This window comes from Rhodococcus sp. PvR044 (assembly GCF_040548995.1).
GTDB lineage: Bacteria > Actinomycetota > Actinomycetes > Mycobacteriales > Mycobacteriaceae > Rhodococcus_G > Rhodococcus_G oryzae.
Genome location: NZ_JBEPSX010000014.1, coordinates 107,105 through 131,485, shown reverse-complemented (window position 1 = coordinate 131,485; position 24,381 = coordinate 107,105). Strand labels below are relative to the sequence as shown.

Below are 24,381 nucleotides of genomic sequence, written 5' to 3'. Positions count from 1 at the left end.
CCGACACCGCCGGACGGCAGCGCCTCACCGATGCTGCCCGACCCATCGGTCCCGTCCAGCATCGGCACCATCACCGACGCGATCCTCGCCGCCATAGATGCCGACCCGACCCTGGCCCGACCGGAACATCCCGACGGACACGGCGGCCTGACCGCCCCACCCGACGGTGCCCTCACCTACCGCCCCGACGCCGCCACCACCGCGCTCGTCCACGCCCGCGACGGACACTGCCGATTCCCCGGCTGCACCAGACCGGCCGCCGGATGCCAACTCGACCACATCATCGAATACCGGCCCCACGACCCGATCGCCGGCGGTTGGACCATCGCCGCCAACCTGCACTGCCTCTGCCAGTTCCACCACCAACTCAAAACCCTCGGCCTCTGGACCGTCACCGCACTACCCGGCCACGCAATGCTCTGGACCTCGAGGACCGGCACCACCGCCCTCACCCTCCCCACCGGCGCCCACGGCAGCCACACCATGAAGACACCCGCACCACCTATCTCCGGCCGCCGCGGCCACACCCCACGACCGAGCCCGGCCACGTCACCGGACCCGCCACCGTTCTGAGCTGAGCTTCGCGGCCAATCCTGTCGTGCGAGGGGTGTAGAAATGCAGGCATGGGCCCCGCGATCGTGTGGTTTCGGCGTGACCTGCGCACCGGCGACCTTCCGACGCTGTCGGCGGTCGCCGGGGACGAGGTGCTCGGGCTCTTCGTGCTCGACGAGGCGTTGCTGCGACCGTCCGGCGCGCCGCGGCGCGACTTCCTCTACGCCTGCCTGGCAGCGCTCGACGAGGAGCTCGGCGGCAGGCTGTGCGTGGTCCGGGGCGATCCACGGGTCGTCGTGCCGCAGGTGGCCCGGGATATCGGTGCAGGCGCGGTGCACGTCAGCGCCGACTTCGGTCCGTATGGGCGTGCCCGCGACGACGCGGTGGCGAGGGAGGTCGATCTCGTCCGCACCGGTTCGCCCTACGCGGTGGCGCCGGGCCGGGTGACGAAGGCCGACGGCGCGCCCTACCGGGTGTTCACCCCGTACTTCGGGCGCTGGCTCGATCATGGTTGGCGTGCCCCCGCGGACACCTCCGCGCGCACGGCCTCGTGGCTGGATCCGGGGCTGTCGATCCGCGTGCCGATTCCGCGGACGGGCCCCGCGAGCCGAGAGCGGGCGGGGGAGCGGGCGGCGCTCGCGCGGTGGGCGGAGTTCCTGGACGATGACCTGGCGGGCTACGACACCGGCCGGGACCGGCCCGACCTCGACCGCACGAGCCGAATGTCGGTGTACCTCAAGTACGGGTGCATCCACCCGCGCACGATGCTCGCGGATCTCGCCGGTCGGCACGGCACCGGGCCTGCGGCGTTCCGGCGGCAGCTGGCCTGGCGGGATTTCTACGCGGACGTCCTGCACCACCGCCCCGACACCGCGCGGCGCGACTACGACCCGCGTTTCGGCGCGCTGCGGTACGACAGCGGACCCGATGCGGAATCGGCGTGGTCGGCCTGGTGCGCGGGCCGGACCGGGTACCCGATCGTCGATGCAGGCATGCGTCAGCTGCTGGCCGAGGGCTGGATGCACAACCGGGTCCGGATGATCGTCGCGTCCTTTCTGGTGAAGGACCTGCACCTGCCGTGGTGGCGCGGGGCCCGGTACTTCATGAGGAACCTGGTCGACGGTGATCTGGCCTCGAATCAGCACGGCTGGCAGTGGACCGCCGGATCGGGAACCGATGCGGCCCCGTACTTTCGGGTGTTCAACCCCATCAGCCAGGGGCAGAAGTTCGATCCCGACGGCGATTATGTGCGCCGTTGGGTGCCGGAACTGCGCGGCATCGCCGGTGCCCGGGTACACACGTTGGCCGACGGCCGACCCCACGGCTACCCGGACCCGATCGTGGACCACGGCATCGAGCGCCGGGAGGCGCTGGCTCGCTACGGCGAGCTGAAACGGGGCTAGGGTCGAACGATGGGCATCGTGTACTCGAGCGTGGTGGACACGCCCCGGGCCGAGGTCTTCGACTGGTACGGCAGGCCGGGCGCCTTCGCCCGGCTGTCACCGTCGTGGCAGCCGCTGCGGATCGTCTCCGAGGCGGACTCGCTCGCCACCGGACGCGCTGTGCTCGCGTTGCCCGGTGGGCTGCGGTGGGTGGCCCGCCACGACGGCGCCGCGTACGACCCACCCCATCGCTTCGTCGACGAGCTCGCCGCCGACGGGCTTGCATCGATCCCGGTCCGGGCCACCCTGTCCTGGAGGCACATTCACGATTTCACCGAGGTCACCGCGGGATCGACCCGGGTGATCGACCGGGTCGAGACCCCGGTGCCGGAGTTCCTGTTGCGGTCGACGTTCGCCTACCGGCATCGCCAGCTCGCCGGGGACCTGGCCGCACACCGCTGGGCGAGCGAGCGGGGTGTCCGGCCTGCGGTGGTGGCGGTCACGGGCGCCTCCGGTCTCGTCGGGTCGGCGCTGACAGCGTTCCTGAGCACCGGCGGGCACCGGGTGATCCGCCTGGTGCGGCGCGCACCGCGGACGCAGGACGAGCGACGATGGGATCCCGCGGACCCCGCCGCGGACCTGTTGGCGGGTGTCGACGCCGTGGTGCACCTGGCCGGGGCGTCGATCGCCGGGAGATTCACCGCGGCGCACATGCAGGCGATCCGGGACAGCCGCATCGGGCCGACCCGCCTGCTGGCGGGGCTAGCGGGCCACACCGACGGCGGTCCGCGGACCTTCGTGTCCGCCTCGGCCATCGGCTACTACGGATTCGATCGCGGCGAGGAACTCCTGTCCGAGGACAGCTCCCGCGGCGACGGGTTCCTCGCCGACGTGGTCGCCGACTGGGAGGCGGCCACCGGGCCCGCGGAGGAGGCCGGGCTGAGGGTCGTCCGGGTGCGCACCGGGGTCGTGCAGTCCGCCAGGGGCGGCACCCTCGCGCTGCTCCATCCGCTGTTCGCGGCGGGGCTGGGTGGGCGGATCGGCGACGGCAGTCAGTGGCTGTCGTGGATCGGGCTCGACGACCTGGTGGACGTCTATCACCGGGCCCTGTTCGACGAGTCCCTCCGCGGACCCGTCAACGCGGTGGCACCCGCCCCGGTCCGCAACCTCGACTACACCCGCACCCTCGCGCGGGTCCTGCACCGCCCCGCGGTCCTGCCGGTTCCGAGCCTCGGTCCGCGCCTGCTGCTGGGCGAGCGGGGTGCCCGCGAGCTGGCCGAGGCCGACCAGCACGTGGTCCCGACGAGACTCGCGCTCGCGGGGCACGGGTTCCGGCACCCCGAGGTCGAGGCGGTGCTGCGCCACCAGCTCGGCAAGGCGATCGACTCCCCATGAGCGGCTCGCACGTTCTGGTGCTGGGCGCGACCGGCTACATCGGTGGCCGGTTGACTCCGCGGCTGCTCGCGGCGGGCCACCGCGTCAGGACGCTGGTGCGTTCCCCGGACAAGCTGTACGACGTGCCGTGGGCGACCGAGGTGGATATCGTGCGCGGCGATCTGAACGATCCCGCATCGCTTGCGGGGGCGTTCGCCGACATCGAGGTCGTCTACTACCTCGTCCACTCGATGGGCGGCAGCACCGAGTTCGTCGAGACCGAGCGCCGCGGAGCGCTGAATGTGGTTGCGGCCGCGCGGTCCTCGGGGGTGTCGCGGATCGTCTACCTCGGCGGGTTGCACCCCGCCACGTCCGACCTCTCGGCGCACCTGCGCTCCCGCACACAGGTCGGGCAGATCCTCGTCGGCTCCGGTATCCCGACGATGGTGCTGCAGGCCGGGGTGGTCATCGGGTCCGGATCCGCATCGTTCGAGATGATCCGGCACCTGACGAACCGGCTACCGGTGATGACGACACCGAGGTGGGTGAACAACCGCATCCAGCCGATCGCGGTCCGCGATGTCCTGTACTACCTGATCGCGGCCGCCGAGGCCCCACTGCCGCACAGCCGCAGTTACGACATCGGGGGCCCGGACGTGCTGCGCTATGGCGACATGATGAAGGTCTACGCGCAGGTCGCGGGCCTGGCGAACCGCCGCATCGTGGTGCTCCCGGTGCTGACACCGAGGCTGGCCGGTCTGTGGATCGGGCTGGTGACGCCGATCCCCACCGGCCTGGGCCGGGCCCTGATCGAGTCGCTGCACAACGATGCCGTGATGGTCGAACACGGCATCGACGAGGTCATCCCGCCGCCTGCGGAGGGGCTGACCTCGTACCGCGACGCCGTTGGTCTGGCTCTTCGCCGCATCGAACGCGGCGAGGTGGAGACCACGTGGGCCAATGCGTCCCCGGTGGGGGCACCCTCGGACCCCCTTCCGTCCGACCCGTCTTGGGCAGGCGAGGTGGTCTACACCGACGAGCGCAGCAAGGTGTGCGAGGCGGACCAGCGGACGCTGTGGCAGGTGGTCGAGAGTATCGGCGGGGAGAACGGCTGGTACTCGTTCCCGCTCGCATGGGCGGTCCGTGGCTGGCTGGACCGACTGGTCGGGGGAGTCGGACTGTCCCGCGGCCGCCGCGACGCGCGGCGGCTCCAGACCGGAGACGCGCTGGACTTCTGGCGGGTGGAAAAGATCGAGCGCGGCACCCTGCTGCGACTGCGTGCGGAGATGCGAGCGCCGGGAGGGGCGTGGCTCGAGTGGCGTGTGCATCCCGCCGCCGCGGGCACGTCCCGGCTCGATCAGCGGGCCATCTTCTTCCCCCGCGGCATTGCGGGGCGCGTCTACTGGTACGCGATCCTCCCGTTCCATGGGGTCATCTTCAAGGGCATGGTCAACAACATCACGGGCACCGCGGCCAGGCAGTTTCCCCTCGATTCCTGAACCCGCTCGGCGCCTGTCAGACCGTGCACAGCGGGCGGATGTCTTCGCGCCCTCCGGTCGTCGGCGAGGTGAGCAGCAGGCACGAGTTGTACCCGCGTGATTCGACAACCGAGCGGATCTCCTGCCAGCGTTCGGCGGTCGCCGACGCGGACCGCGACAGCACGAATCCGGAGAATCGGGCCGGGTCCCCGACCAGTGCCCACGAGTAGTCGTCGGCGATGTGGCTCACGACGTAGTTCGTCGGCCCGTCCAGCGAGTCCTGGGTGGACACTCCGGGGAAACTCACATGTAGCTGCGCCATGGTGGCGGGGTCGTTCACCCGCGCATTGCCGGTGACGCCGCTGCTGCCCCCGGTCCACGTGGTGCAGCTGTTCTCGACACGCACGTTCTGCGCGTCGAGGAGCGAGTACGTGGCCCGGGTGTCGCGGGCACAGTTCAGGCTGAACGGTTGTGGTATCGCGGCGAGCTGATGCCAGGTACCCATGTACCGCTGCACGTCAAGCGACGGGACTGGTGCCAGGGGTGCGGCCGCGGCTGGTGCCGCGAGGAGCACGGCGCCTGCGGCTGAGAACAGGCCGACAGCGGTGCGGAGGAGCGGATTCCTCATTTGCCCGTCCCTTCGTCTATTTCGGCATCAGTACAGAGTCGATCAGGTACACGGTGGCGTTCGCGGTCTGGACGCCGCCACAGATGACGCCGGCTTCGTTGACCTTCCAATTGTCGCCGGAACCGGTCACCTCTACCGTGCCACCCTCGACCGTGGTCTGGGTACCCTCGATGTCGCTCGGCGCGATCCGACCGGGCACGACGTGGTAGGTGAGGACCTTTGTCAGCGTTGCAGAGTCGGTTTTGAGACTGTCGATGGTGGCCGGGTCGACCTTCGCGAAGGCCGAGTCGACCGGCGCAAAAACGGTGAATTGTCCGCCGTTGAGGGTGTCGACCAGGTTCACATCTGGATTCAGCTGTCCGGACACCGCCGCGGTCAACGTCGTGAGCATCGGGTTGTTCGACGCGGCCACCGCGACGGGATCCTGAGCCATGCCGTCGACCGAACCCGGCCCGGTGGGTACCTGTTCGGCGTATCCGGCGCAGCCCGGGCCGACCAACGAGGAGGCCATGGCGTCGGAGCCATCCATGGATTCGGAGGTCTCCGTCTGAGGCGCCGCGGCCGATTCCGAGGCGGACGAGGAGTTCGAATCGTTTGACGAACAGGCCCCGAGTCCGAGCACGGCAACCGCACTGACGCCGAACGCCGTCAGGATCTTCCGCTTGCTGGAGTTCATAGCAATCCCTCTCCGAATGCCGACCTCTCGGTTGGAGGTCCGCTCGTACAGTGCTTCGGAGCGGATGGCCGTGCAGATTGGTCCGAATTGCCACCCATCCGAAACCGGACCTGCTCCGAACCACTCGTATGCAGAACCTCCCCGCGGGCCGGAACGTCGCCGTGATCGGTGGCGGCGTCGCCGGTCTGACCGCCGCCCACGTCCTGTCCCGCCGAGATCGCGTCACCCTGTACGAGGCCGACGACCGGCTCGGCGGGCACGCGCACACGCACACGGTGCACCTCGGCACGGGGCAGTCTGTGTCGCTGGACACCGGGTTCATCGTGCACAACGACCGGACCTATCCCACGCTGCTCCGACTCTTCTCGGAGCTCGGCGTCGACACCCAGGAATCGGACATGTCGATGTCGATCCGGTCCGACATCAACGGTCTCGAATACGCGGGCGCGCGGGGTCTGCGTGGGCTGTTCCCGACCGTAGGTTCGCTGCGGCGCACGCGGCACTGGCTGATGCTCGCGGAAGTCACGAGGTTCCACCGGTCCGCCCGCAGCGTCCTCGGCCTGCCTGTCGACGGCCCGGACGCGGACGAGACGCTCGCCGACTTCCTCGCCCGACACCGCTTCAGTCGGTACTTTCTCGACCACTTCGTGACGCCGCTGGTGGCGGCGGTCTGGTCCTGCGACCCCGCGCTGGCCGCGAGCTACCCGGCGCGGTACCTGTTCACCTTCCTCGACCACCACGGCATGCTCACCGTTTTCGGTTCGGTGCCATGGCGGACCGTCACCGGCGGATCGTCGAACTACGTCGAGAAGGTCGCATCCCGGATCGATGAGGTGCTCACCGGCACCGCGGTGACCCGGATCGACCGCCGCGACGGGGTGTGCGTGATCGACGCGACCGGCGAGGTGCGGTACTTCGATGCCGCCGTCGTCGCCGTGCACCCCCACCAGGCCCTGGCGATGCTCGGCGACCGCGCCTCCACACTCGAGAAGTCCGTCCTCGGCGCCATGCCCTACTCGACCAATCACGCTCAGCTGCACACCGATCAGTCCGTCCTGCCGCGGGCGCCGCGGGCCAGGGCCTCCTGGAACTACCTGATCCCCGATGGTGGCGCCGGGCCGCACGGGGTGATCGTCACCTACGACCTGACCCGATTGATGCGCATCGACGCGGTCACCGACCGCCGATTTCTCGTGACGCTGGGCGGATCGCACCTGGTGGACCCGGCGTCGGTGATCGCGGAGATGACCTACGAGCATCCGATCTATACCCCGGAATCCGTCGCGGCCCAGTCCCGTCTGGCGGATCTCGGCTCGGAGACACTCGCGTTCGCCGGTGCCTATCACGGTTGGGGGTTCCACGAGGACGGAGCGCTCTCCGGTCTGCGCGCCGCCGAACGGGTCGGCGGGGTGTGGGACACGGTCGCGGCCGCCGAGGTTCGGCAGGCCGCGCGGTGAACGGGTCCGTCGCCGCCCTCTACCGGACCAGGATCCGGCACGTCCGAACGGAACCCGTTCACAACGCCTTCGAATACCGCAGCTACAGCTGGTTCATCGACCTCGACGCGCTACCGCGACTGCCGTGGTGGCTCCGGCCGTTCGCCGGATTCCGGGCGGAGGACCATCTCGAGCCCGGCGGGGGCCGAACCCTCAGGGGCCGAGTCGATGCCGTGCTGGCCGCGCACGGCATCGACCTGCAGGGCGGGCGGGTGACGGCGCTGATGAACGCGCGGGTGCTGGGCTACGTGTTCAACCCGTTGAGCCTGTTCTGGTGTCACGACAGCACTGGTGACCTGCGCTGCGTGCTCGCCGAGGTACACAACACCTACGGGGGCAGGCACTGCTACCTGGTCCGCACCGATCGGAACGGCTGCGCTGCGACCGACAAGCGGTTCTACGTCTCACCGTTCAACGAGGTCGAGGGCGTCTACGCGATGCGGCTGGCGGAACCCGCCGAGGGCCTCGATATCCGTGTCGTGCTGCACCGGGACGGGCGAGCCCCGTTTGCCGCGACCATGCGTGGGCGCCGACGACCCGCGACCACCGCGAACGTGGTGCACGCACTACTGGCGGCGCCGCTGGCACCGCTGACGGTCGCGGCGCGAATCAGAGTGCAGGGCATCAGATTGTGGGCGCGTGGGGTACCCATCGCGCCCAGGCCGACCACCGACCAGAAGGAGACGGCACAGTGACCGCGGAGAGTGTGAGGACCGACATCGACGACCGGATCTGGCCGGGCCTAGCGGACGTCCCAGCGGGACCGCGTGCGCGATTCCTCGCGGCAGGGGCCGATCGACTGTTCCGCCGGGCAGCCGCTCGCCTCGCGATCCGCGTCGAGTATCCAGACGGCTCGGTCGTCGGCGCCGGCGACCGCCGAGAAATACTGCCGCGCATGATCATCCGGCGACCGGACGCATTCGCCGCGAGGCTCGCCGACGGCGGGCTGATCGGGTTCGGGGAGGCCTACATGGTGGGTGACTGGACCGCGCCGGACCTGGCGGCGGTCCTGACGGCCTTCGCCGCCGGGGTGGAGACACTGGTCCCGCGTCCGCTGCAGCGGCTCCGCAGGCTGTTCGTCGCCGCGCCGCCCGCCCGCGACCTCGGCACCGAACAGAACGCACGGTCGAACGTCGCCCGGCACTACGACCTGTCCAATGATCTGTTCGAGCTCTTCCTCGACCAGACGATGACCTACTCCAGCGCATTGTTCGACGGGGAACCGGTCGGATGGGACCAGCTGGCAAACGCGCAGCGCCGCAAGATCGATCGACTGCTGGACGCGGCGGGTGTTGGACCGGGCACCCGGCTGCTGGAGATCGGCACCGGGTGGGGGGAGCTGTGTATCCGTGCCGCGCAGCGGGGAGCCACCGTCCGCTCGGTCACGTTGTCGGCGGAGCAACAGGCGCTGGCGCGCCGTCGCGTGGCCGAGGCCGGGCACGCCGACTCGGTGCAGGTCGACCTGCTCGACTATCGCGCGGTCGAGGGCGAGTACGACGCGATCGTCTCCGTGGAGATGATCGAGGCGGTGGGTCATCGGTTCTGGGAGACGTACTTCGCCGCGCTGGACCGATTGCTCGCCCCCGAGGGCACGGTGGCGTTGCAGGCGATCACGATGACGCACGACCGGATGCTGGCCACCCGGGACACCTACACCTGGGTGCACAAGTACATCTTCCCTGGCGGTTGCCTGCCGTCGACGGAGGCGATCGAGGCGGTCACCTCTCGGCACACGACACTCCGGGTGCGGGAGCTGACGTCGCTGGGCGGGCACTACGCGGAAACGCTGAGGTTGTGGAAGGACCGGTTCGCCGCGCGCAGCGCCGACGTCGCCGCGCTCGGGTTCGACGAGACCTTCCGGCGCATGTGGCTGTTCTATCTGGCCTACTCCGAGTCGGGGTTCCGTTCGGGCTATCTCGACGTCCAGCAGATCGTCTTCGACCGCGGGATCGGTCCGCGATGAACGCCACCGGTCCCGCGGGTTTTGCCGCGGTCAGCGTCGCCAGCCTGCTGGTGCTGGTGCTGCTGCAGGCGGCCACGTTCGCGATCGGCCGCAGGATCGGGCGCTACAACGTGGTCGATGTGTCCTGGGGCCTTGGCTTCGTCCTGGTAGCGGTGGTGGCGGCGACGGTCGGCGGGGGTGATGTAATGCGCCGGGTCCTGCTGGTGCTTCTGGTCGCAGTGTGGGGGCTGCGCCTGAGCTGGCACATGCACGCCAAGTCCAGGGGGCGCGGTGAGGACCCCCGCTACGAGGAGCTGCTGGCCCGCTCGGCGGGTTCCCGCACCGCGGTGGTGATACGGAAGATCTTCCTCACCCAGGGAGCCGCGCAGTGGTTCGTGTCGCTGCCGCTGCAACTGTCCGCGGTGCTCGGCGCCACCCATGGGCCCGGTGTCGCGGTCCTCGGCCTCGGCGCGGCCGTGTGGGTCGTGGGGTTCGTGTTCGAGGCCGTCGGCGACAGCCAACTCGAGCGCTTCAAGGCGGAACCAGCCAACCGCGGCCGCGTCATGGACGTCGGGCTGTGGGCATGGACCCGTCACCCGAACTACTTCGGTGACGCGTGTGTGTGGTGGGGGCTGTGGCTTGTCGCCGCGAGTGTCTGGCCTGGGCCGCTCACCATCGCCTCCCCGGTCCTGATGACCTACTTTCTCGTGTACGCCACCGGTGCCCGGCTGCTCGAGAAGTCGATGTCGCAGCGTCCGGGCTACGCCGAGTATCAGGCGCGCACGGGGTTTTTCGTCCCCCGCCCGCCCCGACCGTCCTAGGCGTCCTGCCCACCCAGCAGTCGCGCCAGCGCGTCGAGCACCGCGGGATCCTCGATGGTCGACGGCACGGTGTACTCGTCGTGGTCGGCGATCTGCCGCATGGTCTTGCGCAGGATCTTCCCGGAGCGTGTCTTGGGCAGCGCCTGTACGACGGTCACGTCACGGAAGGTCGCGACCGCTCCGATCTGGTCGCGCACCATGGCCACCAGCTCGACCCGGAGCTGCTCCGGGTCGATGTCGGCGCCGGCCTTGAGCACGACGTACCCGCTCGGCCGCTGTCCCTTGAGCTCGTCCTTGATCCCGATCACCGCGCACTCGGCGACTGCGACGTGCCCGGCGACGACGGCCTCCATGCTCCCTGTCGAAAGCCGGTGCCCCGCAACGTTGATGACGTCGTCGCTGCGACCGAGCACGAACACGTATCCGTCGGAGTCGATGTAGCCGGAGTCGCCGGTCAGGTAGTAGCCGGGGAAGGTCGCCAGGTAGGACTTCACGTACCGGTCCTCGTCCCGCCAGAGCCCGGACAGTGTGCCGGGCGGCATCGGCAGCGTGATGACGATGTTGCCCTCGGCGCCTGCGGGCAGCGGCGTGCCCTCCCCGTCGAGGATCTCGACGTGATAGCCGGGTACCGGCACGGTGGGGGAGCCTGCCTTGATGGGCATCGGCTCGAGCCCGCGCAGGTTCGCGCAGATGGCCCAGCCGGTCTCGGTCTGCCACCAGTGATCGATCACCGGGACGCCGAGCTTCTCGGTGGCCCACTCGTAGGTGTCGGGGTCGAGTCGCTCGCCGGCCGCGAACAGCGTCTCGAGGGAGGAGATGTCGTACTGTGCAAGCTCTTTCGCCTCGGGATCGACCTTGCGGATCGCCCGGATCGCGGTCGGCGCGGTGAACAGCGCGCGCACGCCGTGGTCGCCGATCACGCGCCAGAACGCGCCCGCGTCGGGGGTTCCGACCGGCTTGCCCTCGTAGAGCACCGTCGTCGCGCCGACAAGGAGCGGGCCGTAGACGATGTACGAGTGCCCGACGACCCAGCCGACATCGGATGCCGTCCACATCACCTGACCAGGGCCGATGTCGTAGAGGTTGCGCATCGACCAGGCCAGCGCGACCGCGTGGCCGCCGTTGTCGCGGACCACGCCCTTCGGCTTTCCGGTGGTGCCGGAGGTGTACAGGATGTAGAGCGGATCGGTCGCGGCGACGGACACGCAGCCCGCCGGTTCGGCGGCGGCGACCGCCGCGTCCCAGTCCAGCCAGCCCGCGACGTCGCCCGCCGATCCCGGGATCTGCCCGCGGTTCTTGACGATCACGGTGCCGGGTGCGTTCGCGGTCAACCCGAGTGCCCGCTCCACGATGGGCAGGTACTCGATGGTCCGGCCCGGTTCGAGTCCGCCGGACGCGGTGATCAGGGCCTTCGGCTCGGCGTCGTCGATGCGGGCGGCCAGTTCCGCGGCCGCGAAACCGCCGAACACCACGGAGTGGATCGCGCCGATGCGTGCACAGGCGAGCATCGCGATCGCGGCCTCCGGGATCATCGGCATGTACACGATCACCCGGTCGCCCGCCGTCACGCCCTGCGCGACCAGAACGCCGGCGAAACGCGATACCTCGTCGAGCATCTCGGCGTAGCTGTAGGTGCGGGCAGTGCCCAGCATCGCGGAGTCGTAGATCAGCGCCGCCTGCTCGCCGCGACCGGCGGCGACGTGGCGGTCGAGCGCGTTGAAGCAGGTGTTCAGCGTGGCGCCGGGAAACCAGCGGTACATCGGGGCATCGGAGTCGTCGAGGGCACTCGTCGGCGCGGTGTCCCAGTCGATGGCCTCCGCGGCCAGGAGCCAGAAGGCGTCCGGGTCGGCGGTGCTCTCGGCGATGGCTGACCTGTACGCGCCCGCGGTGCTCATGGCCCTCACCCTACTGATCCGAAGTACCGTGGATGCATGACTCTTCTCGCCGAAGATCTGCTCCTGCTCCTGCTCGACGACGAATCCGGCAAGCCGCTGATCGACGGCACCGCGCTGCCAAGGGCGTTGGCCGGTGCCGTCCTCCTCGAACTCGCGTTGGGTGGCCTGGTTCGCCCGGCCGGTGAGGGGGAGGAGGTGAAGAAGGGCAGGCTCGTGCTGAGCGAGGACGAGCCGCCCGAGGACCCGATCCTCGCGGGCGCGGTCGCACGGATCCGGGAATCGAAGCCGCTCAAGCCGGAGCGTGCGATCGAGAAGATCGACCAGCGGCTCCGCGAGGCCCTTCTCCAACGGATCGTGGACAGGGGTTGGGTTCGTGAGTCGAAGGGGCGCCTGCTCGGGATCTTCCCGACCACGGTGTGGCCCGCGGTCGACGAGAGCCACGAGCGTGCGGTCCGCGACGAGCTGCGCGCGGCACTGGTGGACGGCGCCTCCCCGACCGAGCGGACTGCCGCGCTGATCTCGCTGCTCTCCGCCGTCGACGCGGCGGCCAAGGTCGTCACGGACGGTGACCGACGCGCAATCAAGAAGCGGGCCAAGGAGATCGCCGACGGTGAGTGGGCGGGGGCGGCCGTCCGCAGGACGGTCGAGGCCGTGAACGCCGCGATCGTGGTGGCGGTGATCATCCCCGCGACCGCGGCGGGCGGAGCTTCCTGATGCGGGGGAAGGTGGCATTGGTCGCGGGCGCGACCAGGGGCGCGGGCCGGGGGATCGCCACCGAGCTCGGTGCGGCGGGCGCAACCGTCTACGTCACCGGCCGCACCAGCGGGTCGCTGCGATCGGAGATGGACCGGCCGGAGACGATCGAGGAGACCGCGGCCCTGGTGGACGCCGCGGGTGGTCACGGGATCCCGGTCCGGGTGGACCACCTGGTGCCCCAGGAGGTGCGCGCACTGGTGGCGCGGATCCGGGACGAGCAGGGCGCCCTGCACGTGTTGGTCAACGACATCTGGGGAGCCACCGAGATGGAGTGGGACAAGACGGTGTGGGAGTCCTCCCTCGATGTTGGCCTGCGGTACCTGCGGCTCGGCGTAGACACCCACGCCATCACAAGCCATTTCGCGATCCCGCTCCTCCTGGAGACCCCGGGTGGCCTGGTCGTCGAGGTGACCGACGGGACCGACGAGTACAACGCCGCCAACTATCGGGTGTCCTTCTTCTACGACCTGGCCAAGGCCGCGGTGAGCCGGATGGCGTTCGGGTTGGCCCACGAGCTGGGCCCGCGCGGTGCGACCGCGGTCCTGGTCACTCCGGGCTGGTTGCGCTCGGAGATGATGCTCGACAACTTCGGGGTCACCGAAGCGAACTGGCGCGATGCCACCGAGCGGATCCCGCATTTCGCCATCTCGGAGAGCCCCAGCTACGTGGGCCGGGGCGTCGCGGCCCTCGCTCAGGATCCCGATGTCGCGCGCTGGAACGGGAGGTCGCTCTCCAGCGGGCAGCTGGCGCGGGAGTACGGCTTCACCGATCTCGACGGCAGCAGGCCCGATGCGTGGCGATACCTGGTCGAGGTCCAGGATCCCGGAAAACCGGCCGACACCACCGGATATCGCTGACGGTTCAGCGCGGCACGCCCAGGTTCCGATAGCGCGCGATCCGGGCCGCGTACCGATCCGCCGCGGGTTGATCGACCAGGCCGGACAGCTCCCTGGCGATCGCCTCGCCGACCCGCTTGGAGAACCCGATCGGCTCGTCCGCCGCGTCGGGCAACTCCGGGATGATCGCGTCGATGATGCCGTCCCGCAACAGGTCCAGTGAGCGGATGCCCTGAGCGGCGGCCATCTGCGGCGCGTGCGTGGTGTCGCGGTGCACGATGGCGCTCGCGCCCTCCGGGGGAAGCGGTGCGAGCCAACCGTTCTGCGCGGACAACACCCGGTCCGCGGGCAGCAGTGCGAGGGCGCCGCCGCCGGTGCCCTGCCCGAGCAGCACCGAGACGGTGGCCGTGTCGAGGGTGACCAGGTCCGCGAGGCAGCGCGCGATCTCCGGGGCCAGCCCCTTCTCCTCGGCCTCCTTCGACAGCGAGGCGCCGAGCGTGTCTATGACCAGCACCAGCGGGATCCGCAGTTCCTCGGCGAGTTTCATCGCCCGCCTCGCCTCGCGGAGCGCGGCCGGTCCCATCGTGTGTTCCGGGGACTGACCGCTGCGGTCCTGGCCGAACAGCACGCACGGCGCCCCCCGGAATCGCGCAAGCGACACCAGCACGGTCTGGTCGGCCTCGCCCTGCCCGGTGCCGCTGAGCGGGATCTGCTCGGTGGCCGCGTACCGCAGCAGTTGCCGGATGCCGGGACGGTCGGCCCGGCGCGAGAGCATCACCGACTGCCAGGCGGGCACGTCCGGAATGTCGGCGGGCTCGGGATGCGGGTCCTGCCACCGCCCGGTCTCGCCGGTCATCACCCGCAACGCGCGATGAACCAGGTGCCGCAACCACTCCGGTGCCACGACACCGTCGATGACGCCGCTGTTGTAGAGGTTCTCGGCGGTCTGCACGCCCTCGGGGAACTTCTCGCCGTACAGCGCCTGGTAGACCCGAGGGCCCAGGAAACCGATCAGCGCCCCCGGCTCGGCGACCGTGACGTGCCCGAGTGAACCCCAGGACGCGAACACCCCGCCGGTCGTCGGGTTGCGCAGGTACACCAGGTACGGCAGGTGTGCGGCCTTGTGCACTGTGACCGCCGCCGCGATCTTCACCATCTGCACGAAGGCGAGGGTGCCCTCCTGCATCCGGGTGCCGCCCGACGTCGGGGACGCCAGCAGCGGCAGCCGCTCGGCGGTCGCCCGCTCGATCGCGGTGACGATCCGCTCGGCGGCCGCGACGCCGATGGACCCGGCGAGGAATCCGAACTCGCAGGCGATCACCGCGACCCGGCGACCCCGAACCGTCCCGACCCCGGTGATCACGGACTCGTCCAAGCCGGTCTTGGCGGCGGCCGCGTCGAGGTCGGCGCGGTAGGAGGCGTTCGCTTCGACCGGCACGGGCGGCCGGTCCCAGGATTCGAAGCTCCCGGAATCGAGTACCAGGTCCAGGATCTGCTGGGCCGACAGGCGCACGGTCATGGCCCGACCCTATCGGCCGAACGCCTCCCGCCAGGACACCGTCTTGCCGACCCGCAGGATCGAGCGCTGGTAGATCTTCGCGGCGACGAGCGAGAGCGCCACGGTGACCACGGTCATCAGCGCGATGGTGCCGATCACCTGCACCGGGCCGGTCACCCCGGCCGCCATCCGCAGCGGCATCAGGATCGCCGAGAACGGCGGGATCCAGCTCAGCACGTTGCTCAGGGTGCCGTCCGGGTTGCCGACCGCGGAGAAGGCGGAGAAGAACATCGCCATGATCAGCAGCATCAGGGGCATCGTGGTGGAGTTCACGTCCTCCTGGCGCGAGACCATCGAGCCGGCCGCGGCGTAGAGCACCGCGAAGAACGTGAAGCCGAGGACAAACCAGCCGAGGGTGCCCGCGAACACGCCGAGCGCGGTGCCGGTGACGGTCAGGACGCCGGTCGCGAGTCCGGCGCCGACTCCCGCGACACCGTACGCCGCCAGCTGCACCAGCCCGACCGCGCCGATGCCGATGACCTTGCCCCACAACAGTTGCAGCGGGCGCAGGGTGGACAGCAGCAGCTCGACCACCCGGCTGGACTTCTCCTCCACGACGCCCATCGCGACATACATGCCGAAGCCGAGGATCTGCATGTACAGCAGGGTCACCGCGGCGATGGACATCGCGATGCGCTGGCCCTCCTCGGGATCGGGCGGATCGATCGTCTCCACCGTGACCACGGCCGCGCCCATGTCCGCGCTCAACTGCTCGACGTCGACGCCTTGGGCCGTCAGCGCCCGCTGCTGTGCCTGGCCGGTGACCGCGATGTCGACGACGGTGCGCAGCCCGGCGTCGATCTCGGATTCGGTGACCGCGGTGGCGGATCCGTCCGGGTTCGGGATCAGAGCCACGTCCAGGTCGCCGCTGCCGACGCGGTCCCGGGCGGTCTGTTCGTCGGGGATCTCGGACACCTCAACCGACGTGCCCACCTGCTCTCCGGCGGCCACCAGGGCAGGGGACAGCGACTGGTCCCCGACCAGTCCGATGGCGGCGCGGTCGGCGTCGTCGCCGCCCGAGAAGATCGAGTACCCGACGATGCCGCCGACGATGGCGATCAGGATGACCACGTTGCTGATCAGGAAGCTCTTCTTGCGGACCTGGGTGAGGAACTCGCGCCTGGCGACCAGGCGTACTGCGCGGGCGGTGTTCATGCCGCGACCACCTCTCGGAACAGTTCGGTGAGGGACGGGCGGTGCAACGAGAACTCGTGCACCGGTCCGGTCTTCATGGCGGCGGCGAGGATCTCCTGGTCGTCGGCTCCTGGGTCGAGCGTCAGCACGGTGCGACCGTCGGAGTGGCTCACGGTGCTCACCCCCGCCAGATGCCGTGCCCAGTCCGCGGTCGCGCCGGGGGCGTGCACGACGAGCTGGGCGCTCTCGCCGCCACGCAGTTCGTCGACGGTGCCGATCGCGCGCATCTTGCCGTGCTTGATGATGCCGACGCGGTCGCACAGTCGCTGTACCAGGTCGAGCTGGTGGCTGGAGAAGATCACCGGCACCCCGGTCCTCGCCTTCTCGATCAGCACGTCGCTCATCACGTCCACCGCGACCGGGTCGAGACCGGAGAACGGCTCGTCCAGGACCAGCACCGCCGGGTCGTGCACCAGCGCCGCGGCCAACTGGACCCGCTGCTGGTTGCCCAGGCTCAGCGAGTCGACGGTGTCACCGACGCGTTCGGCGATCCCGAGCCGCTCGGTCCAGCGGGTCACCGCCGATCTCGCCTCGGCGCGCGAGAGTCCGTGCAGTTCGGCGAGGTACGAGAGCTGGGCGCCGACCTTCATCTTCGGGTAGAGGCCGCGCTCCTCGGGCATGTACCCGATGGTGCGACGCACGTCCAGGTCGACGGGTCGGCCGCCGAGCCGCACCTCGCCGGAATCGGCGGACAGCACCCCGAGCGCGATCCGCATCGTGGTGGTCTTGCCCGCGCCGTTGCTGCCGACGAAACCGAAGATCTCGCCCTGGCGCGCCTCGAAGCTGAGGTCGTCGAGCGCGACCACGTCGCCGTAGCGCTTGGAGATGCGGTCGATGGTGAGGGTGTGGCTGTCGGTCACGCTGCCTCCATGGGGAATTCATCGGACTCGGGATCGGGGTCGGGGCGGCTCCAGGCCAGGATCATCGCGGGCAGGCAACCGCCGATCATCAGCATGGTGAGGGTGAGCAGCCCGCCCGTGTAGGCCATGGTCGTGTGGGTGCCGCCGGTGACGGCACTGCCGTAGGTCAGGTAGATCACGGGGATCATCACCAGCCACTGGGTGATGCTCAGGGAGATCGAACGGGCGCTGTTCTGCTGCTGGACCTCCCACTCGTCCAGGGCTCCGGCGGGCGCGTCGCCCTGACGGCCCGAGACGATGGCCAGCGACGGCCAGACTAGGAAGAACAGCAGGCAGGCGGGCAGCCACAGCAGCGGGGCCTGCTCGAAGAAGTGGCACAACACCCCGACCGCGAGCATGAGGGCGAAGGTGGCGGCGAGCGCGATCACCAGGATTCGACGGCGTTGTCGGGTGCGCCAGCCGGGCAGCATGTGCGGCCACTTCTCGGAGTTCGCGAGGAACCGGCGCACTCGGTGCGCCTGATAACGCTCGACGAGGTTCATCTCAGGCATCTCGGTTCACTCCTGACTCGCGTGATCGGTAGAGCTCGGTGGACAGCGGCGTGAACTCGTTCCGCGAGAACACCGCCTCGATCGGCAGGCCGAACACCTCGCAGATCCGCATCGCCAGGTCGAGGCTCGGGTAGTGGTCGCCGCGTTCGAGCGCACCCACGGTCTGCGGGTTCACCTCGATCAGTTCGGCCAGCCGGACCCGACTCAGCGAGCGCTCGGCCCGCAGCACCGCGATGCGGTTGAAGATGTGGCGCGATTCGCCGCGCCGTACCGGGCTCATGCATCAGATTGTTGGGAAAACACAACAGTCTGTCAAGTAGTCCCCATGGCCGTCGAATGAGTCCTACTCGATGTAGTACCGTTCGCCCATGCGTGTCGGCCCAGGTGAGAAGCTCTCTCGCCGTGTGCGCTGTGCGTCCGTCGGCTCGACCACCGCGGCCGTGGCCGTCGCCGCGCACGGCGTGGGCGGCGGCGGACTGCCCGCCGGGTCCACCCTCATGCTTCTCGTCGGATTCTCCGCGGTGCTGGTCGCCGTGATGGCCGCCGTCCCCGTGCTTCGCCGCGGTGGCCCGGCGCTGGTCCCGATCTTGGCGGTCGGGCAGCTCGGCGCCCACACCACGCTGGCGTTCGGCGGCGGCGGTCACCACGCGGACATGGCCTCGGGTCCGATCGGCGGCATGGGCCCGCAGATGCTCGCCGCGCACGCCGTCGCGATCGGCGTCTGTGCCGCACTCATCGCGGCGGCCGAACGGATCGGCCCGCGCACGGAGGCCGCGCTGCGCGCGGTCGTCGCCGCGGTCGTCGTCGCCATCCCCGTCCTCGAACGACCCCGCAGCTGGCGACCCGTCACCGAGGCGCACCCGCTCGTGTCCGCGCTCTGCCGCGTGTCGGTATCGCGTCGCGGCCCACCGCTTTTCGTCTGATCACACCTCACCCCACCGCGTAACCACGGCCGCCTCGGCCCGGGCGCGGTCTCTCGCGGTTCCCATGGGGTCCCGCGCACCCACAGTCTGATCGACGAAAGCGATGTCATGACCATCACCACCGAACCCGGCGTGCCCAAATCCACGCCGCCGGGCACCGAATCCCAGGCGCTGCGCAAGCTCCTGCTGCGGTTGCACTTCTACGCGGGCGTGTTCGTCGGCCCGTTCCTCCTCGTCGCTGCCCTGACGGGATTCATCTACGCGTTCGCGCCGACGCTGGAGAAGCTCGCCTACGGGAACTACCTCGAGGCGCCCGCCACGGATAGTCCGCTGCCCGCCTCCGAGCAGCTCCAGGCCGCTCTCGATGGCCGCGACCCGTCCACGCTGCTGTCGCTGCAGACCGCCGAGGCAGGAGGGTCGACGCGGGTGGTGTTCGCCGACCCGAGCGTCGGCTCGGGGGAGACCACCGTCTTCGTCGACCCGGACAGCGGCAAGGTGCTCGGCGCACTGGCGACGGACTCCGGTGACCTGCCGCTGCGTGCCTGGCTGTCGGCGTTGCACAAGAACCTGCACCTGGGCGAGGTCGGCAACCTCTACAGCGAGTTGGCCGCATCCTGGCTCGGCGTGATCGCGCTTGCCGGTCTGTACCTGTGGTGGACCAAGTACCGCCGCGATCGCGCGAACGGCGACCGGGGCCGGTTGCTGACGGTGGACCGGTCGGTGACCGGGCGGCGGAGCACGCTGAACTGGCACGGTGTCGTCGGTGCCTGCGCGGCCCTCGGCCTGCTCTTCCTCTCGATCACCGGACTGACCTGGTCGGACCATGCCGGCAAGAACGTGAAGACGGTCCGCACCGAGATGAGCTGGACCACCCCGAAGCTGGACACCACGCTCGGGTCCGTCCAGGCTGCGCCCGCGGGCGAGCACGCGGGGCACGGCGCACCGGCCGTCCCGGTCGCCGACGGCGCTCCCACGGACCCGTCGGCCGTGGACGGCGTGCTGGCGGTGGCTCGCGATCAGGGGATGACCGGATCGCTGTCCGCGACGATCCCGGCCAGCGCCTCAAAGGCCTGGACGGTGAAGGAGACCGCGACCGGCGGCGATTCGATCGCGGTCGACGCCGCGACGATGCAGGTCACCGACGAGCAGCGGTTCGCGGACTGGCCGCTGGCGGCCAAGCTGAGCCAGTGGGGGATCGCCGGCCACATGGGCACGCTGTTCGGCTTCGCCAACCAGCTGCTGCTCGGGGCGCTCGCGCTGTCGCTGATCACGCTGATCGTGACCGGCTACCGGATGTGGTGGCAGCGGCGTCCCCGCCGGTCGGAGGGCTTCGCGCTCGGCACCGTGCCGCGCCGCGGCGCCCTGCGGCGGCTGCCCTGGCCCGCCATCGGTGGCATCGCGGTGATCGCGGTTGCCGTCGGCATCTTCGTGCCGCTGCTCGGCCTCTCGCTGCTCGGCTTCCTGATCGTGGACGTGCTGCTGGGGCTGCGTTCGAGGCGGCAACCGGCATGAGGCGGGCGGCGATCGCCCTGCTGCTGGCACTGGGCGCGGTCGTGCTGACCGCACCGGTGGCGTCGGCGCACTCAGAGCTGCTGTCCACGTCTCCCGCGCGGGACGGCGTGCTGGCTGCGGCGCCCACCGAGGTGGTGTTGACCTTCTCCACGGCGGTACAGAAGACGGGCGCCGCGATCGTGGTCACCACCGCGGACGGGACCCGGCTCGACGACGGCCCGGTCACGCGCGACGGCGCCAGGATGATCCAGCGGGTGAAGGCCGGCTCCGGGTCCGTCAACGTCCGCTGGCGGGCGGTGTCCGACGACGGGCACCCGCTCACCGGGACGTTCGGCTACCAGGTGGGCGCGCCCTCCGGGGATGCGGGCGCCGCGACGACGCCGGCGCCGGTCTCCGCTGCGCAGGCGCCCGCCGAGCGGCCGCCTACCGCGGAATCATCGCCGCTGTACCGCCGCCTGCTCGGGCCGGTCGCCCTGGTGATCGCCGGGCTCGCGCTCGGGATCGCCGCGTGGCGCTCCGGAAAACACTCCAAGACAAACGAACTCGTATCGAAGGAACATCAATCATGAGCAACAACATCTTCTCTCGCCGGCGGATGCTGGCCGCAGGCGCCGCTCTGTCCATGGGACTCGCAATCGCGGGCTGCTCGTCGGACTCCGACAACTCTGCCGACGAAGCGCGTCCGGCCGCCGAATCGGTGACCCTGACCGAGTCCTGGGTGAAGGCGGCCGACAGCGGGATGACCGCGGCCTTCGGCACCCTCGTCAACGGATCCGGGACCGACGCGACCCTGGTCGCGGTGAGCAGCCCGATCTCGCCTGCCGTCGAGGTGCACGAGATGGCGATGGGCCCCGACGGGACCATGGTGATGCAGAAGAAGGAGGGCGGGGTGACCATCCCCGCCTCGGGCACGCACAAGCTCGAGCCCGGTGCGGATCACATCATGTTCCTCCGCCTGCCCGCCCCCGTGAAGGCGGGCACCGACGTGCCGCTGACCCTCACCTTCGGCGACGGGTCCACCGCCGAGACCACCGTCCAGGTACGGGATTTCACCGGAGCCAACGAGAGCTACGAAGGGAATCATGGCTGAGCTGAGCCGGCGCCGCCTGCTCAGCGCCGGTGCCGTCGTTCTCGGCGGCACCGGCCTGGCCTGGGGCGCACGCGAGGTCACGCTCGACCAGGAGCCGCAGTCGGCGGGGCCTCCGGTGCCCACCGTGTCGGAGGTCGAGCCGTTCTACGGCACGCATCAGGCGGGCATCGCCACGGCGCCGCAGGCGCACTCGACGTTCGTCGCGCTCGATCTCCGACCGGAGGTGGACCGGGCCGCGCTGATCCGGTTGCTGAAGGTGTGGACCGAGGACGCGGCCCGGCTCACCGAGGGCCGGGCGGCGCTGGCGGACACCGAACCGGACCTGGCCACCGAGCCGACCCGGCTCACGGTGACGGTCGGTTTCGGTCCGGGCGTCTTCCGGCTCGGGAACGCCGAGCACCTGCGCCCTGCGTGGCTGCGGCCGCTGCCCCCGTTCGCGGTGGACCGGCTCGAGGACCGGTGGAGCGGTGGGGATCTTCTGCTCCAGGTTGGCGCGGAGGACCCGGTCACCGTGGCGCACGCGCTGCGGGTGCTGCTCAAGGGGTCCGCGGGTGTCGGCTCGGTGCGCTGGACCCAGCGCGGTTTCCGCCGGGCCCGCGGCACGCAGGCCCCCGGCACCACGATGCGGAACCTGTTCGGTCAGGTGGACGGCACGGTGAACCCGTCGCCCGGTACCGCGGATTTCGCGGACCTGGTCTGGGACACCGGATCCGGACAGGCCTGGATGGCAGGCGGAACCTCGGTGGTGATCCGGCGCACCCACCTCGACCTCGACGAGTGGGACAAGGTCGACCGGCCGGGACGCGAGCAATCGGTGGGGCGCAGGCTGTCGGACGGGGCTCCGCTGACCGGCGACTCGGAACACGACGAGCCCGATTTCGCCGCGGTGGGCGCGACCGGGTTTCCGGTGATCCCGGAGTTCTCGCACATCGCCAGGGCCAGGTCGGCGGACCCGCGGCAGCGGATCCACCGGCGCGGGTACAACTACGACGAGGCGCCGGCCGGGGGCGAGATCTCGGACTCGGGTCTGATCTTCGTCTGCTACCAGGCCGACGTCGATGCCCAGTTCGTGCCCATCCAGCAACGACTTTCGGAGCTGGACATGCTGAACCAGTGGACGACGCCGATCGGGTCCGCGGTGTTCGCGATCCCGCCCGGCTGTGCCAAGGGTGGCTACATCGGCCAGCAGCTCTTCGGTAGCTGATCAGGCCTCCGTGAGTTGACCGCCATCCATCCGCCACCGGCGGGTGCTGCGCATCGTGTCCAGCATCCGCCGGTCGTGGGTGACGAGGAGCAGAGTGCCCTCGTACTCGTCCATCGCGCGCTCGAGTTGCTCGATGGCGGGCAGATCCAGGTGGTTGGTCGGCTCGTCGAGGACGAGCAGGTTCACCCCGCGGGCCTGGAGCAGAGCCAGTGCGGCCCTGGTGCGTTCGCCGGGGGAGAGCGAGCTCGCCGACCGCAGCACGTGCGCGCCGCGCAGGCCGAACTTGGCCAGCAGGGTGCGTACCTCGGCGTCGGGCCAGTCGGGGACCTGGGCGCCGAACGCCGCCGCCAGCGCCTCGTCGCCCTCGAACAGTCCGCGGGCCTGGTCGACCTCACCGACCGCGACGCCGGACCCGAGCGCCGTGGTGCCCTCGTCGGGAACGAGCTTGCCGAGGAGCAGCCGAAGCAGTGTCGTCTTGCCAGAACCGTTCGGCCCGGTGATGAGAACCCGGTCGCCCCATTCGATCTGGGCACTGATCGGTCCGAGCCGGAATGTTTCACGCTGAACAACCGCGCCACTGACGGTGGCCACCACGGTGCCGCTTCGCGGGGCGTCCGCGATCTGCATCCGAAGCTCCCACTCCTTGCGGGGCTCCTCGACGACCTCGAGCCGCTCGATGCGGCGCTGCGTCTGCCTGGCCTTCGCGGCCTGCTTCTCGGTGGACTCGGAGCGGGCCTTGCGTCCCATCTTGTCGGAGTCGGCGCCCTTGGCCTTCCGTCGGGCGTTGCGGACACCGTGCTCGAGCCAATTGCGCTGCATCTGAGCGCGATCCTCGAGACCGGACTTGGTGTCGGCGTAGTCCTCGTAGCGTTCCCGCGCGTGCTGGCGGGCGATGGCCCGCTCCGCGAGGTAGGCCTCGTAGCCGCCGTCGTAGACCGCGATCTGCTGCTGGGCGAGATCGAGCTCGACGATTCCGGTCACGGTCCGCGCCAGGAACTCTCGATCGTGGCTGACCACCACGATGCCGGTGCGGGCCTCCTCGACGAACCGTTCGAGCCGCTCGAGGCCGTCGAGATCCAGGTCGTTGGTCGGTTCGTCGAGCAGAAGCACGTCGTATCGGGAGAGCAGTAGCGAGGCCAGGCCGGCACGCGCGGCCTGGCCGCCGGACAGTGCGGTCATCTCCGCGTCGAGCCCGACGTCCAGGCCGAGGTCGCTCAGCACCTTCTCGGCGCGCTCGGACAGGTCGGCCCCGCCGAGGCCGAGCCACCGTTCGAGCGCGTGTGAGTACCGGTCGTCGCCGCCGTCCTCCGCGAGCGCCTCCGCGGCCGCGTTCATCTCCTCCTCCGCCCCGGTGACGCCCGTGCGCCTGCCGAGGAATCCCTCGACACTCTCGCCTGCGAGGCGTTCGGGTTCCTGAGTGAGATAGCCCACGGTGGAGTGCGGCGGGCTGAGCGTCACCGCGCCCTCGATGTCGGCGGTGGTGTGTCCGGACAGGATGGAGAGCAGGGTCGACTTGCCCGCGCCGTTGGCGCCTACCAGCCCGATCACGTCGCCGGGGGCCACGACGAGGTCGAGCCCGGAGAAGAGGGTGCGCTCGCCGCGGGATGCGGACAGCCCGTCGGCGTGCAGTGTTGCGGTCATGGCGACGATTGT

Annotated in this window: 24 protein-coding genes; 15 read left to right on the top strand and 9 right to left on the bottom strand. The window is 70.2% G+C overall.

The genetic code is table 11. The annotated features are described in order from the left end of the window. From ABIC28_RS24835 to ABIC28_RS24820, 4 genes are all read left to right on the top strand, one after another. Positions 1–573 (top strand): HNH endonuclease signature motif containing protein (locus ABIC28_RS24835; protein WP_354581321.1); only part of this gene is annotated, 573 nt, incomplete at its 5' end. Between the two features lie 50 nt (positions 574–623). Beyond that, entirely contained in the window at positions 624–1,955 is a 1,332-nt protein-coding gene (locus ABIC28_RS24830) for a cryptochrome/photolyase family protein (protein WP_097213890.1), read from the top strand. Between the two features lie 9 nt (positions 1,956–1,964). After that, positions 1,965–3,329, top strand: coding sequence for a TIGR01777 family oxidoreductase (locus ABIC28_RS24825; RefSeq protein ID WP_354581319.1), 1,365 nt, complete (start codon positions 1,965–1,967; stop codon positions 3,327–3,329). Then, on the top strand, positions 3,326–4,807 hold the full coding sequence (locus ABIC28_RS24820) for an SDR family oxidoreductase (protein WP_097213892.1): 1,482 nt from the start codon (positions 3,326–3,328) through the stop codon (positions 4,805–4,807). Before ABIC28_RS24825 ends, ABIC28_RS24820 begins: the two co-directional genes overlap by 4 nt. A gap of 16 nt (positions 4,808–4,823) precedes the next feature. Here the strand turns inward: ABIC28_RS24820 and ABIC28_RS24815 are convergent, their stop codons facing one another. Both ABIC28_RS24815 and ABIC28_RS24810 read right to left on the bottom strand, forming a co-directional pair. After that, positions 4,824–5,414, bottom strand: a complete 591-nt coding sequence (locus ABIC28_RS24815; RefSeq protein ID WP_354581316.1) for a lipocalin family protein — start codon at positions 5,412–5,414, stop codon at positions 4,824–4,826. Positions 5,415–5,430: 16 nt separating this feature from the next. Then, positions 5,431–6,090, bottom strand: coding sequence for a fasciclin domain-containing protein (locus ABIC28_RS24810; RefSeq protein WP_097213894.1), 660 nt, complete (start codon positions 6,088–6,090; stop codon positions 5,431–5,433). 128 nt (positions 6,091–6,218) lie between these two features. Between ABIC28_RS24810 and ABIC28_RS24805 the strand changes: the two genes are divergently transcribed. From ABIC28_RS24805 to ABIC28_RS24790, 4 genes are read left to right on the top strand one after another with little or no spacing between them, the layout of a single operon-like run. Continuing rightward, positions 6,219–7,547, top strand: a complete 1,329-nt coding sequence (locus ABIC28_RS24805) for an NAD(P)/FAD-dependent oxidoreductase (protein ID WP_354581314.1) — start codon at positions 6,219–6,221, stop codon at positions 7,545–7,547. Then, positions 7,544–8,281: a DUF1365 domain-containing protein gene (locus ABIC28_RS24800; protein WP_354581312.1), complete on the top strand. Its 738-nt coding sequence runs from the start codon at positions 7,544–7,546 to the stop codon at positions 8,279–8,281. Before ABIC28_RS24805 ends, ABIC28_RS24800 begins: the two co-directional genes overlap by 4 nt. Further along, a complete protein-coding gene (locus ABIC28_RS24795; RefSeq protein ID WP_354581310.1) occupies positions 8,278–9,549 on the top strand; it encodes a class I SAM-dependent methyltransferase in 1,272 nt (423 codons plus the stop codon). Before ABIC28_RS24800 ends, ABIC28_RS24795 begins: the two co-directional genes overlap by 4 nt. Next, complete coding sequence (locus ABIC28_RS24790) at positions 9,546–10,349, top strand: DUF1295 domain-containing protein (protein WP_354581308.1); 804 nt, start codon at positions 9,546–9,548, stop codon at positions 10,347–10,349. The genes ABIC28_RS24795 and ABIC28_RS24790 overlap by 4 nt, the downstream gene beginning before the upstream one ends. Here ABIC28_RS24790 and ABIC28_RS24785 read toward each other — a convergent pair. After that, positions 10,346–12,244 (bottom strand): propionyl-CoA synthetase, encoded by a 1,899-nt coding sequence (locus ABIC28_RS24785; protein ID WP_354581306.1) that lies wholly within the window; start codon positions 12,242–12,244, stop codon positions 10,346–10,348. The two genes, ABIC28_RS24790 and ABIC28_RS24785, sit on opposite strands and share 4 nt — an antisense overlap. Before the next feature lie 36 nt (positions 12,245–12,280). On the opposite strand from ABIC28_RS24785, the gene ABIC28_RS24780 reads away from it, so the two are divergent. Together ABIC28_RS24780 and ABIC28_RS24775 are read left to right on the top strand one after the other, a co-directional pair. Next, complete coding sequence (locus tag ABIC28_RS24780; RefSeq protein WP_269588968.1) at positions 12,281–12,958, top strand: GOLPH3/VPS74 family protein; 678 nt, start codon at positions 12,281–12,283, stop codon at positions 12,956–12,958. Beyond that, complete coding sequence (locus ABIC28_RS24775; RefSeq protein WP_269588967.1) at positions 12,958–13,857, top strand: SDR family oxidoreductase; 900 nt, start codon at positions 12,958–12,960, stop codon at positions 13,855–13,857. Before ABIC28_RS24780 ends, ABIC28_RS24775 begins: the two co-directional genes overlap by 1 nt. Before the next feature lie 4 nt (positions 13,858–13,861). Here ABIC28_RS24775 and ABIC28_RS24770 read toward each other — a convergent pair whose 3' ends face one another. Genes ABIC28_RS24770 through ABIC28_RS24750 form a run of 5 tightly spaced genes read right to left on the bottom strand, consistent with a single transcriptional unit; the run spans position 13,862 to position 18,279 of the window. Continuing rightward, positions 13,862–15,355 (bottom strand): carboxyl transferase domain-containing protein, encoded by a 1,494-nt coding sequence (locus tag ABIC28_RS24770; RefSeq protein ID WP_097213901.1) that lies wholly within the window; start codon positions 15,353–15,355, stop codon positions 13,862–13,864. A 9-nt stretch (positions 15,356–15,364) separates the two neighbouring features. After that, positions 15,365–16,549: an ABC transporter permease gene (locus ABIC28_RS24765; RefSeq protein ID WP_097213902.1), complete on the bottom strand. Its 1,185-nt coding sequence runs from the start codon at positions 16,547–16,549 to the stop codon at positions 15,365–15,367. Further along, complete coding sequence (locus tag ABIC28_RS24760; RefSeq protein ID WP_354581302.1) at positions 16,546–17,448, bottom strand: ABC transporter ATP-binding protein; 903 nt, start codon at positions 17,446–17,448, stop codon at positions 16,546–16,548. The genes ABIC28_RS24765 and ABIC28_RS24760 overlap by 4 nt, the downstream gene beginning before the upstream one ends. Beyond that, positions 17,445–17,999, bottom strand: a complete 555-nt coding sequence (locus tag ABIC28_RS24755) for a hypothetical protein (protein ID WP_354581300.1) — start codon at positions 17,997–17,999, stop codon at positions 17,445–17,447. The genes ABIC28_RS24760 and ABIC28_RS24755 overlap by 4 nt, the downstream gene beginning before the upstream one ends. Next, on the bottom strand, positions 17,992–18,279 hold the full coding sequence (locus ABIC28_RS24750) for a helix-turn-helix transcriptional regulator (RefSeq protein WP_097213905.1): 288 nt from the start codon (positions 18,277–18,279) through the stop codon (positions 17,992–17,994). The genes ABIC28_RS24755 and ABIC28_RS24750 overlap by 8 nt, the downstream gene beginning before the upstream one ends. 88 nt (positions 18,280–18,367) lie before the next feature. Here ABIC28_RS24750 and ABIC28_RS24745 point away from each other — a divergent pair, with 88 nt between their 5' ends. The 5 genes from ABIC28_RS24745 (at position 18,368) to ABIC28_RS24725 (ending at position 22,728) form a co-directional block, all read left to right on the top strand. Next, positions 18,368–18,922, top strand: a complete 555-nt coding sequence (locus ABIC28_RS24745) for a hypothetical protein (protein WP_209927483.1) — start codon at positions 18,368–18,370, stop codon at positions 18,920–18,922. A 108-nt stretch (positions 18,923–19,030) separates the two neighbouring features. Then, complete coding sequence (locus ABIC28_RS24740) at positions 19,031–20,434, top strand: PepSY-associated TM helix domain-containing protein (RefSeq protein WP_209927481.1); 1,404 nt, start codon at positions 19,031–19,033, stop codon at positions 20,432–20,434. Beyond that, positions 20,431–21,003 carry a copper resistance CopC family protein gene (locus tag ABIC28_RS24735; protein ID WP_097213908.1) on the top strand — a complete coding sequence of 191 codons (573 nt, stop codon included), beginning with the start codon at positions 20,431–20,433 and terminating at the stop codon, positions 21,001–21,003. The genes ABIC28_RS24740 and ABIC28_RS24735 overlap by 4 nt, the downstream gene beginning before the upstream one ends. Continuing rightward, a complete protein-coding gene (locus tag ABIC28_RS24730; protein ID WP_097213909.1) occupies positions 21,000–21,524 on the top strand; it encodes a copper chaperone PCu(A)C in 525 nt (174 codons plus the stop codon). Before ABIC28_RS24735 ends, ABIC28_RS24730 begins: the two co-directional genes overlap by 4 nt. Then, positions 21,517–22,728, top strand: coding sequence for a Dyp-type peroxidase (locus ABIC28_RS24725; RefSeq protein WP_097213910.1), 1,212 nt, complete (start codon positions 21,517–21,519; stop codon positions 22,726–22,728). Before ABIC28_RS24730 ends, ABIC28_RS24725 begins: the two co-directional genes overlap by 8 nt. Here ABIC28_RS24725 and ABIC28_RS24720 read toward each other — a convergent pair whose 3' ends face one another. Next, positions 22,729–24,369 (bottom strand): ABC-F family ATP-binding cassette domain-containing protein, encoded by a 1,641-nt coding sequence (locus ABIC28_RS24720; RefSeq protein WP_097213911.1) that lies wholly within the window; start codon positions 24,367–24,369, stop codon positions 22,729–22,731. Between the last annotated feature and the right edge of the window lie 12 nt (positions 24,370–24,381).

Bases quoted from the DNA above. Each gene is read 5' to 3' on its own strand.
- ABIC28_RS24745 (WP_209927483.1), top strand. From the start codon at position 18,368: ATGCGTGTCGGCCCAGGTGAGAAGCTCTCTCGCCGTGTGCGCTGTGCG.
- ABIC28_RS24825 (WP_354581319.1), top strand. From the start codon at position 1,965: ATGGGCATCGTGTACTCGAGCGTGGTGGACACGCCCCGGGCCGAGGTC.
- ABIC28_RS24785 (WP_354581306.1), bottom strand. From the start codon at position 12,244: ATGAGCACCGCGGGCGCGTACAGGTCAGCCATCGCCGAGAGCACCGCC.
- ABIC28_RS24720 (WP_097213911.1), bottom strand. From the start codon at position 24,369: ATGACCGCAACACTGCACGCCGACGGGCTGTCCGCATCCCGCGGCGAG.
- ABIC28_RS24815 (WP_354581316.1), bottom strand. From the start codon at position 5,414: ATGAGGAATCCGCTCCTCCGCACCGCTGTCGGCCTGTTCTCAGCCGCA.
- ABIC28_RS24775 (WP_269588967.1), top strand. From the start codon at position 12,958: ATGCGGGGGAAGGTGGCATTGGTCGCGGGCGCGACCAGGGGCGCGGGC.
- ABIC28_RS24805 (WP_354581314.1), top strand. From the start codon at position 6,219: ATGCAGAACCTCCCCGCGGGCCGGAACGTCGCCGTGATCGGTGGCGGC.
- ABIC28_RS24780 (WP_269588968.1), top strand. From the start codon at position 12,281: ATGACTCTTCTCGCCGAAGATCTGCTCCTGCTCCTGCTCGACGACGAA.
- ABIC28_RS24820 (WP_097213892.1), top strand. From the start codon at position 3,326: ATGAGCGGCTCGCACGTTCTGGTGCTGGGCGCGACCGGCTACATCGGT.
- ABIC28_RS24725 (WP_097213910.1), top strand. From the start codon at position 21,517: ATGGCTGAGCTGAGCCGGCGCCGCCTGCTCAGCGCCGGTGCCGTCGTT.
- ABIC28_RS24830 (WP_097213890.1), top strand. From the start codon at position 624: ATGGGCCCCGCGATCGTGTGGTTTCGGCGTGACCTGCGCACCGGCGAC.
- ABIC28_RS24740 (WP_209927481.1), top strand. From the start codon at position 19,031: ATGACCATCACCACCGAACCCGGCGTGCCCAAATCCACGCCGCCGGGC.
- ABIC28_RS24770 (WP_097213901.1), bottom strand. From the start codon at position 15,355: ATGACCGTGCGCCTGTCGGCCCAGCAGATCCTGGACCTGGTACTCGAT.
- ABIC28_RS24735 (WP_097213908.1), top strand. From the start codon at position 20,431: ATGAGGCGGGCGGCGATCGCCCTGCTGCTGGCACTGGGCGCGGTCGTG.
- ABIC28_RS24810 (WP_097213894.1), bottom strand. From the start codon at position 6,090: ATGAACTCCAGCAAGCGGAAGATCCTGACGGCGTTCGGCGTCAGTGCG.
- ABIC28_RS24790 (WP_354581308.1), top strand. From the start codon at position 9,546: ATGAACGCCACCGGTCCCGCGGGTTTTGCCGCGGTCAGCGTCGCCAGC.
- ABIC28_RS24730 (WP_097213909.1), top strand. From the start codon at position 21,000: ATGAGCAACAACATCTTCTCTCGCCGGCGGATGCTGGCCGCAGGCGCC.
- ABIC28_RS24765 (WP_097213902.1), bottom strand. From the start codon at position 16,549: ATGAACACCGCCCGCGCAGTACGCCTGGTCGCCAGGCGCGAGTTCCTC.
- ABIC28_RS24750 (WP_097213905.1), bottom strand. From the start codon at position 18,279: ATGAGCCCGGTACGGCGCGGCGAATCGCGCCACATCTTCAACCGCATC.
- ABIC28_RS24755 (WP_354581300.1), bottom strand. From the start codon at position 17,999: ATGCCTGAGATGAACCTCGTCGAGCGTTATCAGGCGCACCGAGTGCGC.